We start from the raw sequence: 14508 nt of genomic DNA, 5'->3' as shown, positions 1-14508 counted from the left end.
GGGGTTTTCCTGTGTGATGGCCGCGGCGGATGATCGCCTACATCATCCGCCGCCTGGTCGCGACCATTCCGGTGATGCTGCTCGTTGCAGTCATCGTTTTCCTGCTCGTCCATCTGGCACCCGGCGATCCGGCGAGCGTGATCGCCGGCGACAACGCGACGTCCGACCAGATCGCCTCGATCCGCGCCGCCCTCGGGCTCAACCGGCCGCTGTGGGAGCAGTTCGCGATCTGGATCGGCCATGTGCTTCAGGGCGATCTGGGCCACTCCCTGTTCTGGAACCGCCCTGTGGCGGAGCTGATCCTCCAGCGCGCGGAACCGACCATCTCGCTCGCCATCACGACGCTGATCCTGGCGGTGACGATCTCGATCACCCTCGGCGTGCTCGCAGCCTGGAAGGCGGGATCGGGGCTTGATCGCGCAGTGATGGGCGTTGCCGTCACGGGCTTCTCGGTGCCGGTGTTCGTGGTCGGCTACCTGCTCGTGTTCGTGTTCGCGATCCAGCTGCGTTGGCTGCCGGTGCAAGGCTACCGCCCGATCGCGGACGGGCTGTGGCCCTGGTTCGAACGGCTGATCCTGCCCTCGATCGCGCTCGGGCTCGCCTATGTCGCGCTGATCGCGCGCATCACCCGCACCACCATGCTGGAGGTTCTGGCGGAGGACTATATCCGCACGGCAGAGGCCAAGGGCGTGGCAACGCGGCCGATGCTGCTGAAGCATGCCTTGAAGAACGCCGCCGTGCCGATCGTCACCATCGTCGGTATCGGGGTGGCGCTGCTGATCGGCGGCGTCGTGATCACGGAGACGGTTTTCAACATTCCCGGCATCGGGCGGCTTGTGGTCGATGCGATCGCCAGGCGCGACTACCCGATCATCCAGGGCGTGATCCTGGTATTCTCGGGCGTCTATGTGCTTGTGAACCTCGCCGTCGACATCTCCTATACGTTCTTCGATCCCAGGGTCCGGTACTGATGGCGGGCGTGGCGGCAGAGGCGGCGGCCGCTCCCAGGTCTGGCGGGGCGCGCGTGTTCATCCGCCGCAACCCGACGATCGTGATCGGCGGTGCGCTGCTCATCGTGATGCTGATCCTAGCCCTGCTCGCTCCGTTCATCGCCGGCGATCCACTGCACGTGGCACCGGTGAACCGGTTGCAACCTCCCGACCTCACGAACCTCTTCGTCGCCGGCGCGATGGATCGTTTCGGCACCGATAATCTCGGGCGCGACGTGTTCGCGCGCACCATCTACGGCGCTCGCGTTTCCCTGCTCGTCGGCATCGCGGTAGCGTTCTTCTCCACCACGATCGGCCTCTTCGTTGGGCTTGCCGCCGGCTACTACCGCGCGCTCGATACGATCATCATGCGGTTGATGGATGCGCTGATGGCGATACCGGGCATCCTGCTCGCCATCGCGCTCGTCGCACTCACCCGCGGAGGTGTGCCGGTGGTGATCTTCGCCATCACCGTGCCTGAAATCCCGCGCGTTGTGCGGCTCGTGCGAGCGGTCGTCCTTACGGTGCGCGAACGACCCTTCATCGATGCCGCAGTCTCGGTCGGTTCGCGACCGAGGAAGGTGATCCTCCGGCACATCCTGCCCAATACATTGGCACCACTGATCGTGCAGGCAACCTATGTTTGCGCGTCCGCAATCCTCGTCGAAGCCGGTCTCTCCTTCCTCGGCGCCGGCGTGCCGCCCGAGATCCCCACCTGGGGCAACATGATCGCGCAGTCGCGTCTGTTCCTGTCCCGTGCGCCGTGGACGGTATTCTTCCCCGGCGCGTGCCTTGCCATCGTTGTGCTTGCGATCAACCTCGTGGGCGATGGTCTGCGCGACAGGCTCGACCCGCGGCTCGCGAGACGCATGCGGTGATGGACGCCGCCGCCCCGCTCCTCTCCGTCGAGGACCTGCGCACGCATTTTTTCACGGTCGATGGCGTGACGCGTGCGGTTGATGGCGTGAGCTTCACCGTCAACGCGGGAGAAACGCTCGGCATCGTCGGGGAATCGGGGTGCGGCAAGAGCGTCACCGCGCTGTCGATCCTGCGTCTCCTGCCGCAGCGCATCGGGCGAATCGTCGGTGGGCGGGTGCTGCTCGAGGGCGAGGACCTGCTCGGCCTCGACATCGGCGCGATGCGCGACATCCGCGGCAACCGCATCGCGATGATCTTCCAGGAGCCCATGACGAGCCTCAACCCGGTGCTCACCATCGGCGAGCAGATCGCCGAAGCGGTGCGCATCCACCAGGGCGCCTCCGCGGCCGATGCGCTCGCGCGCGCGGAGGAGATGCTCGCGCTCGTGCGCATCTCCGATGCCAGGCGCAGGCTCGGTGACTACCCTCACCAGTTCTCGGGCGGCATGCGCCAGCGCGTGATGATCGCGATGGCGCTCTCCTGCAACCCCAAGCTCCTGATCGCCGACGAGCCGACGACGGCGCTCGATGTCACGGTCCAGGCGCAGATCCTGAAGCTGATGCTCGAGCTGAAGGAGCGCACGGGCGCTGCGGTGATGCTGATCACCCATGCGCTCCCGGTTGTGGCCGAGACGTGCCAGCGCGTGATCGTGATGTATGCAGGCCGCATCGTCGAGATGGCGGAGGTGACGGAGCTGTTCGACCGGCCGCTGCACCCCTACACGCGCGGCCTGATGTCCTCGATCCCCCGCCTCGGGGCCGCTGCCCGGCAGAAGCGGCTGACGGAAATCCCCGGGCTGGTGCCCGATCTGCGCAAGCCGGTGATCGGCTGCGCGTTCGCTCCGCGTTGTCCCCTGGCTGACGATCACTGCCGCGCGGAGGCGCCACCGCTCACCGAACATCTGACCGCCCACCAGGCGGCCTGCTGGAAGGCCGGAGAAGCGGCATGACGGCGCCGGTTCTTTCCGTCGAGGGGCTCACCAAGCACTTCCCGGTCGAGCGGGGCATCCTCCGCCGCGCGGTCGCCTGGGTGCGCGCGGTCGACGGCGTCGATTTCGACATCGCACCGGGCGAGACGCTCTGCCTCGTCGGCGAATCGGGCTGCGGCAAGTCCACCGTCGCGCGGCTCGTGCTGCGCCTGACGGAGCCGACATCGGGCGCGATCCGCCTCGGCGGAACCGACATCACCACGCTATCGGAAAGCGAGATGGCGCCCTATCGGCGCAAGGTCCAGATGGTGTTCCAGGACCCCTACGCCTCGCTGAACCCACGGCTTCGCGTCGGACAGATCGTCGGAGAGCCGCTCGAGAACTTCGAGAACCTGGGCACCGCAGAGCGGAACGAGCGCGTTGGCGCCATCCTCGCCAAGGTGGGCCTCCGCCCCGAGGCGGCCGGCCGCTATCCGTTCGAGTTCTCGGGCGGCCAGCGCCAGCGGATCGGCATCGCCCGCGCGCTCGCGCTCCGGCCCGAGCTGATCGTCGCCGACGAGCCGGTCTCGGCGCTCGACGTGTCGGTGCAGGCGCAGGTGCTGAACCTGCTGATGGACCTGCAGGAGGAGTTCGGCCTCGCCTTCCTATTCGTCAGCCATGATCTTGCGGTCGTGGAACATATCGGCCACCGAATCGCGGTGATGTATCTCGGCCACATCGTCGAGATCGGGCCGAAGGACGATGTCCTCGCCGAGCCCGCGCATCCCTACACGAAAGCGCTGATCGCTGCCGCGCCTGTGCCAGACCCGCGGGCCAGACGGGAGAAGCTCGTGATCGAGGGCGACGTGCCGAGCCCGCTGAACCCGCCCCCCGGCTGCCGCTTCCACACGCGCTGCCCCTTCGTGTTCGGCCGTTGCCGCGAAGAGGTTCCGCTGCTGAAGGAGATCGCGCCCGGCCGCCGTGCGGCCTGCCACCTGCTCGACCAGCCGGCATGAGCGTTCTCGCGCGCTTCGGCCTCACCCGCCGCATCAACGCGGCCGGTACGCTCACGCGCCTCGGCGGCCGTCCGATGGCGCCGGAGGTCGCCTCGGCGATGGCGGAGGCCGCCGGGCTCTCGCTCGACATCGCCTCGCTTCAGCAGGTGGCGAGCGACCGCATCGCCGCGACGCTCGGAAGCGAGGCGGCAATGGTCACCACCGGCGCGGCGGCCGCGCTCACTCTCGCCGCTGCCGCCTGCCTCGCCGGCGACGATTTCGCGCGCATGGCGGCGCTGCCCTTCGCCGACGCGTTCCCGAACGAGATCCTGCTGCCGCGCACGCATCGGACGATGTATTCGCACGCGCTCGCCGCCGCCGGTGCAAGGCTGGTCGATCTCGGGCACAACGATCGCGGCACGGGGGCGGGCGTACGTGGGCTCGAGCCGTGGGAGATCGACGCCGCGATCACGCCGCGCACGGCGGCCTTCGCCTTCACCGCAACGCCGGAGACGATCGCCTCCCTGCCCGCGATCGCCGCGCATTGCCGGGCGCGCGGCCTGCCGGTCATCGTCGACGCGGCAGCGCAGCTTCCGCCGCGCGAGAACCTCCGCCGCCTCGTCGCGATGGGGGCCGATCTGGTGTGCTTCTCCGGCGGCAAGGCGATCGGCGGTCCGCAGGCCTCCGGCATCCTCGCGGGCCGGGCCGACCTCGTGGGCTCGGCGCTCGCGCAGCAGCTCGACATGGACATCCGCGCCGAGGCCTGGACGCCGCCGCCGCTGCTTCGGCCGATCATCAAGGGAGCGGCGCCGCCGCACGGCATCGGCCGCGGCTTCAAGGCGGGCAAGGAGGAGATCATCGGCCTGCTCGTCGCGCTCGAACGCTTCGCCTCGGCCGACGAGGCGGCGGAGACGGCCGCGCTCGAGGCACGGCTTCGCGCGATCGCCGCGCGGCTCGACGGCCTGAACTCGGTGCGCGCCACGCTCTCGCACAGCGGGCGCGCGCCGGTTCTCGTGGTTGCGCTCGAGCCTCCGACGCGTGCGGCCTCAGCCGTCGCGGCCCTTCTCTCGCAGGACCCGCCGGTGCATGTCGGCGAGCGGCGCGTGGCGGAAGGCGTGCTCCTGGTCGATCCCCAGTCGCTTCAGCCGGAGGACGATACGACGCTCGCGGCAGCGATCCGCGCGGCCTGCGCCTCAGGCTGAACGTCCGTATCGAGCAAGGAACGTCTCCACCGCCTCGTCGACGACGCGCGCGACATCCTCGTCCGTCACCGGGAGATCCTTCACGAGCAGGCGCGGCCAGAAGATCAGGTCATTGATCATGCCGAGAAGCTGCCGTGCAGCCAGCGGGATGTCCGCGATCGATACGGCGCCATCGGCCGCGGCGGCCTGGAGCTGGACGTGGAGGCGATCGAGATAGGGCTTCTTGCCGCGTTCGTAGAGGGCGCGACCGAGTTCGGGAAAGCGATTGACCTCCGCGACGATCACGCGGAACAGCCCCTCGACCCCAGGCGCGCGCAGCAGCCGCGCATAGTCGCGCCCTATGCCCCGCAGGGCCTCGCGCACCGGGAGGGTCGAGGCCAACGGCGAAGCCGGCGCGTCGGGCCCCGCCTCCCAGATCCGCTCCATGATCGCCTCGAACAGCGCCGCCTTCGTCGGGAAGCGCTTGAACAGCGTGCCGGTAGAGACCCCGGCCCGGCGCGCGACGGCCTCTAGGGTCGTGCCGTCATAGCCTGACTGGAGGAAGGCCGCGGCGGCGGCATCGAGGATCGCGCGCCGCTTTTCAGCCACCACGCGAGCCTGGTAGGCGGCGAGCCCGCCAGGGGCCCGGGCCGGCCGTGACGTCATTCGCGCCCCACAAAAAAAGTGAAGCGACTTAGCTTGTAAAACATGCGCTCGTTCCCTTAGTGAGTGCACGCACTCTATATGGGAGCATCCGATGACGACATCCCCCCTCTCCGGGCGTGCCCTCGGGCTCGCCCTGTGCACTTGGCTCGCCTGGCCGGCACCGCCGGCCCTCGGGCACGATGGCGCCGCACCGCTCGCGTTCCAGGGCCGCGCCCTGCTCGCTCTTTCCGACGCAGACATGGTCGCCTCGGCCTATGTCGATGGCAGGCTCGGTCCTCGCGAGGGTCGCGACACGCTCAGCGTCATTCCTCTCGGCCCGCATGCGCGGGATCTGCGGGCGCATGCCGTCGAGGCGAGCAACTCCGTCGCCGGCCCGCCTGTCGCGCTCGCGGTTTCGCCCGATGGCCGCTTCGCGATCGTCGTCGAGACGTTCACCCCTCGGCCGGATGACGGGCGCGAGGACCACACGTTCCGTGACCTGCGCCACGGGCGCACCCTGACGGTGATCGACCTCGCCGATCCGTCCGCCCCGCGCATCGTGCAGCGTGTAGCCGGACCGGAACGCCCGGACGCGGTCTCGATCAGCGGTGACGGGTCGCTCGTCGCGATCGCGGTGAACCCGGGAGGCGACGGCGCGCGCACGCCGCTTCTTCTCTACCCGTTCCGCGACGGCCGGCTCGGCGAGCCGACGGCGCCAGCGGTGCCGCGCTGGCGGGAGGGCGAACGGCTGATCCATGCGGAGTTCCATCCGAGCGAGCCGATGCTGGCGCTGGTCAACGAGACGCGGGGCGAACTCTCCTTCGTGCGCATCGCGGGTGCCGGACGCATCCTCTCGCTCGAGGCCCACGGCAATGTCGTGCAGATCGAGAAGGCGCCCTACATGGTGCGCTTCACGCCCGATGGTCGCCACGCCATTGCCAATGCGCTCTACTGGGGCCCGGATGTGCAGGGGACGTGGAACGAAGCGCCGCGCGGCAGTGTCGTCAGCGTTCGCCTCGCAGCGGGAACGGCGGCGGATGGCAACCCCCGCCATGCTCTCGTCTCCCGCGCCGTGACCGGCGTCAGCCCCGAGGGTATCGCGATCAGCCCCGACGGCACGCTCGTCGCCACGACCAATCTCGAGCGCAGCTACCTCCCCTACGACGATGCGCGACAGACCTTCTTCTCCTCGATCACTCTGCTGAGGCTCGACCCGGAGACGGGGGCGCTCAGCCGCGTCGGCGATTTCGCGTATGACGGCATCCTGCCCGAGGCGGCCGCCTTCGATGCCTCGAGCCGATTCCTTGCCGTCGTCACCTACGATCATTTCGACGATCGCCGCGCGGGCGGATCGGTCGATTTCTGGCGCGTCGCCCGCGATCCGATCGATCCCGCGCGGATCGAGCTCGTCAAGACGGCCCACGCGGTGCCGGTGACGCGTGGCGCCCATTCGATGGTTCTCGTGCGCTGATGCACGCCGCGCCGTGACGTCGTCACCGCTGCACGGCGCATCGGCCGACCCACGGCGCGGCTTCGCCAACATGGCGGCGGCGATGGCGCTATTCGCCACGCAGGACGCGCTCGCCCGCCACCTGGCCGAGCAGGCCAGCGTGCTGACCATTCTGACGATCCGCTACTGGGCCTTCGTGCTCTTCGTCCTCGCGATCGGTGCGCGCAGCCCGGGCGGGCTCGCGCGCACCGTGCGGACGCGCCATCCGTTCGTCCAGGTCGGCCGAGGCGTGCTGCTGGCTGCCCAGGTGGCGATGATCATCGAAGGGTTCACGCGTCTCGGCCTTGTCGCGACCCATGCGCTGTTCGCCGGAGCACCGCTTCTCGTCGTCGCGCTGTCGGGGCCGACGCTCGGCGAACGCGTGACGCTGCGCCGCTGGCTCGCGATCCTCGCCGGGCTCGGCGGCGCGCTCCTCATCCTGCGTCCGGGAGCCGAAGCGGTCAGCGCCGATGCGCTTCTCGTGCTCGCCGCAGCCGTCATGTTCGCGGGCTATGCACTGATGACGCGCCGTGTCGCGGCGCATGACAGGCCGGAGACGAGCCTGTTCTATACCGGCGTGGCCGGCGCCGCCGCGCTGAGCCTCGTCGTGCCCTTCGCATGGGACCCGCCCCCTCCGGCCGACTGGGGCTGGATGCTTCTGCTCTGCCTCATCTCGGCCCTCGGCCATTCCCTCTACATCCGCGCCTTGGCGGCGGCAGAGGCGAGCAGGCTGCAGCCGCTGGCCTATCTCCACCTGGTCTTCGCCTCGGTCTACGGCGTCGCGCTTTTCGGCGAGAGCCTCTCGGTGACGACGGTAACCGGCGCGGCGGTGGTGATCGCAGCGGGCATCGTGGCGATGCGGCCGGAGCGCGGGCGGGGCTGAGGCGCGCGCGCGAGGCTTGCAATGGCAACGCCGAGCCCGGCGAGGGCGAGGGCGATGACGACGGGCGCGTCCGGCACCTCGCCGAGAAGCACGAGGCCGAACAGCGCCGCCGCGCCCGGCGTGAGGCCGCCGAAGGCCGCTGCGCGCGCCGCGCCGAGCCGGGCGATCGCTGTGGCGAAGAGCACCGGCCCGGCTATCCCGGCGAGCACGCCCTGCAGCAGCAGCTGGGTGGCGATCGTGCCCGCGCTCGCCTCGGCAAGGTGGCTCATGCCAGGGGCGAGCAGGGCAGGAAGCAACAGCGCAACCGAGATGGAGGAGACGAAGGCGACGGCGGCGAGGGGGGCGAGGCGCGCCTGGCGCAGGGCAAGCGTGTAGCCCGCCGCGAGTGCGGAGGCGCCGAGCAGGATCGGCGCGCCGCCGCCGGCAGAGGGAAGCGCGATGCTACCGAGCGCGGCGGCGACGAGAGCCAGGCCGCCGAATCGCGCCGCACCGACAGGCGCACCCACGCACGCGCGGCCGAGAAGCGCGACCCAGAGCGGGAATGACCCGGGAAGAAGCACGCCCGCTTCCGCGGCCGGCGAGGCCGCCATCCCAAGCGCGACCAGCAGCACGAATGGTGCCCCGCCGCCGATGACCAGAGCGAGACCCGGCAGAAGCGGCGGCAACATTGCCCGACGCAACAGAAGCGGAGCGAGAAGTGCCGGCGGAACAAAGCGCAGAAGCGCGAGATCGACGGGCGGGAGCGGCGAGGCGCCGGCCACGCCTGCGCGTACCGCAGCGAGCGTGCCGCCCCAGATCAGCGCTGCGGCGAGCGCGGCCGCGATGCCGACGCCTGGCGAGGCCTGCGCGGTCATGGCCGCCAGAACGGCTTGGCCGCCTCCTGCGCTGCACTCGCGCGATCGAGCCCGATGTCGCGCAGCAGGCGCGGCTCGAGCAGCGAGAGGACATGCCGGCCGACCGAACGCTCATGCCAGAGGGCAAGACGCGCTGCGACGGTATCGGCGAGACGGGTGGCGAACATGGCGGAACCTCCTATGCGTCGGCTCGCGCCGGGAGTGGCGCGGCGCTCCCTTTTTCCCGCCAGTGGCCGGCCGCCGCTTGAAGGAGGGCTTCGCGACCGCTGGAGATTTCCGTGAGAACTTGCCAGCGCCCCGCCCGTGGTATCCTTTGGCCCAAGCAAGAAACTGCGAGGACGGCATTCGATGCGCCTTCGATTCGCGTCGTGCGAGCTCGACCTCGACAGGCAGGAGCTTCGCCGGTCGGGCGAGCCTGTGCATGTCGAGCCGCAGGTGTTCGACCTGCTCGCGCATCTCGTCCGGAACCGCGACCGTGTCGTTTCCAAGGACGAGCTGATCGATACGATCTGGGGCGGGCGGGCGATCTCCGAGGCAGCGCTCTCGAGCCGGATCAACGCCGCGCGCCGCGCAGTGGGCGACAGCGGCGAAGAGCAGGCGCTGATCCGCACGGTGCACAAGCGGGGGTTCCGCTTCGTCGCCGAGGTAGGGGAGGAGAAGGCCGAGGCCGACGCGCCACCGGGGCCGGCGCCCGAAGCGGCGCCGCGCGCGGCGCTCCCGCCGATGGGCCGAACCTCGCTCGCCGTCCTGCCCTTCGCCAACGAGGGTGGCGCACCCGATACGGAATATTTCGCCTATGGCTTGACAGAGGACATCATCCGCCTGCTCGCGCGGTATCGCTGGCTCACCGTGCTCAGCCGCCACAGCACCTTTCCGTTCCGCGGCCAGGGCCTGCCGCCGGCGGAGATCGGGCGCGCGCTCGGCGTGCGCTACCTCGTCCAAGGCGCGGTGCGCAGGCGGGCCGACAGGGTGCGCATCACCGCCGATCTCGTTTCGGCGGAAACTGGAACCCAGCTCTGGTCGGAGAGCTTCGACCACAGGCTGGACGACATCTTCGCCATCCAGGACGAGATGGCCGAGGCCATCGCCGCCGTGATCGAGCCCGAGCTCGCCGCCGTCGAACGCGAGCTCGCCGCGCGCAAGCCGCCTGGCAGCCTGGATGCGTGGGAGTGCTACCAGCGTGGGCTGTTCCATCTCTGGGGGTTCACGGCGCCTGGATTTGCGGAAGCGGAGGCGTGCTTCCGTCGCGCCGTAGAGATCGAGCCAGGGCTCGCCCGCGCGCACGCGGCTCTGTCCTACGTGAACCTGCAGCAGGCCTTCGCCGGCGAGCCGGAGATGCGGCCGGAGCGGCTTGCCCTTGCACTTGCCGCGGCGCAGCGCTCCGTCGCGCTCGACGAGCGTGACTGCATGTGCCACTGCGTGCTGGGCCGCGCGCTGACCGCCTATCGCCAGTACGAGCCGGCGATCGCCGCGCTCGAGCACTCGATTGAGCTGAACCCCTCCTTCGCGCAGGCCTATTTCGCCCTCGGCTTCACCCTGACCTGGTGCGGCCGCGCCGAGGAATCCATCGCGCTGTCGGAACGGGCGGCGGAACTCAGCCCGCGCGACCCGCATCTCTGGACGTTCCATATGATGCGCGGCACTGCGCACCTCATGCTCGGCGAGCTCGAGGCGGCGGCGCAGTTTCTGCGCATGGCGCTCAGGCATCCGAGCGCGAGCCACCGCCCGCTCGTCAACCTCATCGCCACGCTCGGGCTGCTCGGGCGGAGCGAGGAGGCGCGCGAGGCGGTGGCGCAGCTTGCGCGCAGCCATCCCGGCTTCACCATTGCCAGCGCGCGCGACGACTTCTTCTTTTGCGCCGACGAGGCGTTCATCGCCCGCTTCGCCGAAGGCCTTCGACGTGCCGGCGTGCCGGAGCGCTAGAGCATGTTCCGATCGATTGGAATCAATCGATCGGAAGGTCGTGCTCTCAAGCCCCAAATGATTGGCGCAGCTTGGCCCGACCTGATGGAACCGAAGCCGGTTCCATCAGGTCGGGCGCTGCTCTATGCAGCGGCGCGGAATGCCATTCCGGCATGCCCGGGCCCGCGCAGGTAGGCCTCGCGCACGCCGGGAAGGCCTAGGGTGCGCGCCGCAAGCTCCTCCGCCGCCTCGCGCGCCGTCGTGACCGCGAGCGTCACCGTCAGGAGCGTGCCGGAGGGATGGCGCGCGAAGGCGGCGAGGCCAATGCCCCACGCTTCTGCGAGCGCGATGAGGCCCCCAAGAGGCTCCGCTCCCGATTCGATGCGGAGCACGAGCTCGCCCGCCGCCGCTGGTTCGCGCGCAGGGGCAAGCAGCCAGCCGATCATGTCCTGCGGCCGGCGGTGCGCCGCGGCGGAGGTGACGCGGCCGAGCCAGTTCCGCATCAGGAGATGCCCCGCAGGCCGCCAGGGAAGCTCGGCCCGTGCCTCGCGCGTGAGGCCGGCGGGAGGGAGCACAGGGAGGGCTGCTGCGCGGTCACGCAGGAACTCGCCGATCAGCGTCTCGCCGTCATACTCGAGATGGTCGAGCACCATGGTCACGCCCTTCGCTGCGTTGTCTGCGATCGAGACGCCTGCCGCGGGCGAGGATGCAAGCACGCAGGCCTCGGCGCCCTCGAACGCCTCCGGCCGCAGCGCGGCGTGACGCGAGACCGGAACGACGTAGCGCGGGCCGATGCCCTGCATCAGCGGTGCGGCACGGTCACGCACCGTCTGGGCGAACAGCCCGAACGCCTTGCGCGGCAGTGCCTGCTTGTCGATGCCGTGCCCGTGCCAGGCAGCGGCCATCGCCGCCCAGCACACGGCGAGCACCGGAACGCGTTCGGCGGCGGCATCGTCGAACAGGGACGCGAGGTCGCCCCACCAGCGCACGGCATCGAAGGCGATGGTCTCGAGCGGTGCGCCAGTGATGATGATGCCGTCGACCGCGGCGGCGCGCAGCCGGGTGAAGGGGGTATAGAAGCGCGCGAGATGCGCCTCGGCGGTGCGCCGTGCGCCGCCGCCGTCTGCGGCGAAGAGGGAGAGCGAAACGGTCCCGGGTGCGGCGCCGAGAAGGCGGGCGAACTGCACCTCCGTCGTCGGCTTGTCGGGCATGAGGTTGACGAGAGCGATGCGCAGCGAGCCTTGCGCGGCCGTGCCGGCATCCTCAGCTGCGATGCCCTCCTCGCGCAGCGCGGCGGCGGCGGGAAGCCCGGGGGGAAGCTGGATCGGCATCGCACCCTCCTTCTTGCCGGTGCGGGCGAGCGGGGGAGACGGGGGCGGGCGCCGGGCCCGCCCCCCGGGCCGCCTTCCTCAGGCGGCCACGGCCGCCGGCTGCGAGGCCGCCAGCGCCTGGTCGAGGTCGTCGATGATGTCCTCGATGTCCTCGAGGCCGAGCGAGAGGCGCACGTACCCCTCGGTCACGCCCGTCTTGAGCTGCGCCTCGGGGCTCAGCTGGCTGTGCGTTGTCGTTGCCGGGTGGATCGCGAGGCTCCGCGCGTCGCCGATGTTCGCGACGTGGTAGAAGAGCTTCAGCGCATCGATGAAGGCCCGCCCAGCCGCGCGGCCGCCCTTCAGCTCGAAGCCGACGAGCCCACCCATGCCGCCCTCGAGGTAGCGCTGCGCGCGCGCGGCCTGCATGCCTTCGAACAGGCCGGGATGGACGACGCGCGCGACGGCCGGGTGCCCATCGAGCCAGGCGGCGACCTTCGCGGCGTTCTCGCTGTGCCTTGCCATTCGCAGCGGCAGCGTCTCGAGGCCCTGCAGGAACATCCAGGCGTTGAACGGGCTCATCGCCGCGCCTGCGTCGCGCAGAAGCGTCACGCGCGCCTTGATGATGTAGGCGACGGGCCCGATCGGCTTCACCGCCTCGGTCCACACCGCGCCGTGGTAGGACGGGTCGGGCGTGTTCAGCATGGGGAAGCGGGCGGCATGCTTCTCCCAGTCGAACGTTCCACTGTCGACGATGATGCCGCCGATCGCCGTGCCGTGCCCGCCGATGTACTTGGTCGTCGAGTAGACGACGATATGGGCGCCGTGCGCGAACGGCTTGCAGATCAACGGCGCGGCCGTGTTGTCGACGATCAGCGGCACGCCGAGCTCGTTGCCGATGGAAGCGACCTCGCCGATGGGGAAGACGTGCAGCTTCGGGTTCGGCAGCGTCTCGGCGTAGTAGGCGCGGGTCCTCGCGTCCGTCGCGCGGCGGAAGTTCTCGGGGTCGGTCGGGTCGACGAAGCGGACCTCGATGCCCATCGTCTTCAGCGTGTTGGCGAGGAGGTTCCACGACCCGCCATAGAGGTCGGTCGAGGAGACGATGTTGTCGCCCGCCTGGGCAATGTTCTGGATCGCCATCATCGTCGCTGCCTGGCCGGAGGCCACGGCGAGCGCGGCCACGCCCCCCTCCATGGCGGCGATGCGCTTCTCGAGCACGTCCGTCGTCGGGTTCATCACCCGCGTGTAGATGTTGCCGAACTGCTTGAGCGCGAACAGGTCGGCCGCGTGCTCGGTGCTGTCGAACTGGTACGACGTCGTCATGTGGATCGGCACGGCGACGGCGTTGGTTCCGGCATCGGCCCGGTGCCCTGCGTGCAGGAGGGTGGTCGCGGTCTTCATGGCTTGGTCCTTTCCCAGGGCCGCCCGGGATGGCGCGGCCACGGGCAGGACCCTACGGGAGACGGAACCGCGAGACTTTCAGGCGGGGTTGGGAAGGGCTTGAGATTGTCTTGAGACTTGCCGCCCCGGCCCCGGCGGCGCGTGCCGATCAGGCCCGGGCGCGCGCCCGGGCGCCCATCGCTAGCCCGAGAAGGCCAACAGACAGCAGGAGCGCCGCGGCCGGTTCGGGGATCGCGACGGGGCGGGAGAGCGAGGTGATCGAGAGCGTTGCGATGTCGAACCCGTCGAGGTTGCGCCCGGTGGTGGGCGAGGCATCGACGAGGCGGAGCGAGTTGAACGACCCCTCGAGGACAGTGAGCCCGAAGCCCGTGGCAGGCCCGAAGGCGACCACCTCGAGGCTCGCGACCAGCGGGTTGAGGTTGATGACCTGGGAACCGAACTCCTGGTTTAGCAGCGTTCCGATCTCGACCCAGTCGCCAAGATCGTTGCCGAGGAACAGGCGCGCCCGCTCCTTGTGGCCGGAGCCTAGATTGGTGAGCTCGAACACCGTCGAGCCGATGATGGTGTTCTCCGTCGGCGCGATCAGGAACGAGATGCTGCCGCCGAGGCCGAGCGAGAGCAGCGTGGCATTCGAGCCGTCGAACATGTTGCCGATGACGCGCCTTTCAGCTGCAACCTGGCCGAGCGTGCTGTTGCTGCCAGGCGCGTAGGCGATCGAAACGAACGCCTCCGTGCTCGCGTGCATGACCGGGGAGGCCTTGGCGCCTGGGGAGGCGAGGGCTAGGGCGGCGATCGAACCAGCAACGAATCCGAGTGCGCGCATGGCCTTCAATGCTCCCAGGTTGGCCCCGTTTCCGGCCCTGCAATGCAGGGGTTGAGCCGTCAGACGGTTGTCGCACTCTACGTCAAATAACGCAAGAAGGTTTATTTTTTAGACGATGTTGCGCCGCTTGCCGCAAAGTCTCTGGTTGCACGATCGCACCGGACTTCGCCCTGCCCCTCGCTGGCGCACCCCTTGGTCGCCGCCCGGGCTTAAG

At 69.9% G+C, this 14508-nt stretch carries 14 protein-coding genes; 8 read left to right on the top strand and 6 right to left on the bottom strand.

All coding sequences use genetic code 11. The features are described 5' to 3' along the window. Positions 1 to 29: 29 nt before the first annotated feature. From FIF60_RS07655 to FIF60_RS07635, 5 genes are read left to right on the top strand one after another with little or no spacing between them, the layout of a single operon-like run. A complete protein-coding gene (locus FIF60_RS07655; RefSeq protein ID WP_144185473.1) occupies positions 30 to 971 on the top strand; it encodes an ABC transporter permease in 942 nt (313 codons plus the stop codon). Beyond that, positions 971 to 1867, top strand: coding sequence for an ABC transporter permease (locus FIF60_RS07650; RefSeq protein WP_144185472.1), 897 nt, complete (start codon positions 971 to 973; stop codon positions 1865 to 1867). The genes FIF60_RS07655 and FIF60_RS07650 overlap by 1 nt, the downstream gene beginning before the upstream one ends. Beyond that, entirely contained in the window at positions 1867 to 2856 is a 990-nt protein-coding gene (locus FIF60_RS07645; protein ID WP_144185471.1) for an ABC transporter ATP-binding protein, read from the top strand. Before FIF60_RS07650 ends, FIF60_RS07645 begins: the two co-directional genes overlap by 1 nt. Next, positions 2853 to 3830, top strand: coding sequence for an ABC transporter ATP-binding protein (locus FIF60_RS07640; RefSeq protein ID WP_144185470.1), 978 nt, complete (start codon positions 2853 to 2855; stop codon positions 3828 to 3830). Before FIF60_RS07645 ends, FIF60_RS07640 begins: the two co-directional genes overlap by 4 nt. Continuing rightward, entirely contained in the window at positions 3827 to 5011 is a 1185-nt protein-coding gene (locus FIF60_RS07635; protein ID WP_144185469.1) for an aminotransferase class V-fold PLP-dependent enzyme, read from the top strand. Before FIF60_RS07640 ends, FIF60_RS07635 begins: the two co-directional genes overlap by 4 nt. Here FIF60_RS07635 and FIF60_RS07630 read toward each other — a convergent pair. Further along, positions 5003 to 5656 carry a TetR/AcrR family transcriptional regulator C-terminal domain-containing protein gene (locus FIF60_RS07630; RefSeq protein ID WP_144185468.1) on the bottom strand — a complete coding sequence of 218 codons (654 nt, stop codon included), beginning with the start codon at positions 5654 to 5656 and terminating at the stop codon, positions 5003 to 5005. The genes FIF60_RS07635 and FIF60_RS07630 overlap by 9 nt on opposite strands. Before the next feature lie 91 nt (positions 5657 to 5747). Here FIF60_RS07630 and FIF60_RS07625 point away from each other — a divergent pair, with 91 nt between their 5' ends. Then, positions 5748 to 7106, top strand: a complete 1359-nt coding sequence (locus FIF60_RS07625; protein ID WP_204251134.1) for a lactonase family protein — start codon at positions 5748 to 5750, stop codon at positions 7104 to 7106. 13 nt (positions 7107 to 7119) lie between these two features. After that, positions 7120 to 8007: a DMT family transporter gene (locus FIF60_RS07620; RefSeq protein ID WP_204251133.1), complete on the top strand. Its 888-nt coding sequence runs from the start codon at positions 7120 to 7122 to the stop codon at positions 8005 to 8007. Here FIF60_RS07620 and FIF60_RS07615 read toward each other — a convergent pair. Together FIF60_RS07615 and FIF60_RS07610 are read right to left on the bottom strand one after the other, a co-directional pair. Then, positions 7896 to 8861, bottom strand: a complete 966-nt coding sequence (locus FIF60_RS07615; RefSeq protein ID WP_144185467.1) for an EamA family transporter — start codon at positions 8859 to 8861, stop codon at positions 7896 to 7898. The genes FIF60_RS07620 and FIF60_RS07615 overlap by 112 nt on opposite strands. Beyond that, positions 8858 to 9028: a DUF1127 domain-containing protein gene (locus FIF60_RS07610; protein WP_144185466.1), complete on the bottom strand. Its 171-nt coding sequence runs from the start codon at positions 9026 to 9028 to the stop codon at positions 8858 to 8860. Before FIF60_RS07610 ends, FIF60_RS07615 begins: the two co-directional genes overlap by 4 nt. Before the next feature lie 181 nt (positions 9029 to 9209). Here FIF60_RS07610 and FIF60_RS07605 point away from each other — a divergent pair, with 181 nt between their 5' ends. Then, positions 9210 to 10784, top strand: coding sequence for a winged helix-turn-helix domain-containing tetratricopeptide repeat protein (locus FIF60_RS07605; RefSeq protein ID WP_144185465.1), 1575 nt, complete (start codon positions 9210 to 9212; stop codon positions 10782 to 10784). 122 nt (positions 10785 to 10906) lie between these two features. On the opposite strand, the gene FIF60_RS07600 is transcribed toward FIF60_RS07605, so the two are convergent. The 3 genes from FIF60_RS07600 to FIF60_RS07590 form a co-directional block, all read right to left on the bottom strand. Further along, on the bottom strand, positions 10907 to 12094 hold the full coding sequence (locus tag FIF60_RS07600; RefSeq protein ID WP_144185464.1) for a homoserine O-acetyltransferase/O-succinyltransferase family protein: 1188 nt from the start codon (positions 12092 to 12094) through the stop codon (positions 10907 to 10909). Between the two features lie 78 nt (positions 12095 to 12172). Continuing rightward, on the bottom strand, positions 12173 to 13471 hold the full coding sequence (locus tag FIF60_RS07595; RefSeq protein ID WP_144185463.1) for an O-acetylhomoserine aminocarboxypropyltransferase/cysteine synthase family protein: 1299 nt from the start codon (positions 13469 to 13471) through the stop codon (positions 12173 to 12175). Between the two features lie 148 nt (positions 13472 to 13619). Next, entirely contained in the window at positions 13620 to 14216 is a 597-nt protein-coding gene (locus FIF60_RS07590; protein WP_158639109.1) for a hypothetical protein, read from the bottom strand. Between the last annotated feature and the right edge of the window lie 292 nt (positions 14217 to 14508).

The organism is Elioraea rosea (assembly GCF_007644105.1).
Classification (GTDB): domain Bacteria; phylum Pseudomonadota; class Alphaproteobacteria; order Acetobacterales; family Acetobacteraceae; genus Elioraea_A; species Elioraea_A rosea.
Note: the sequence above shows the minus strand (reverse complement) of the source record. Positions and strands in the feature narration are given on the sequence as shown.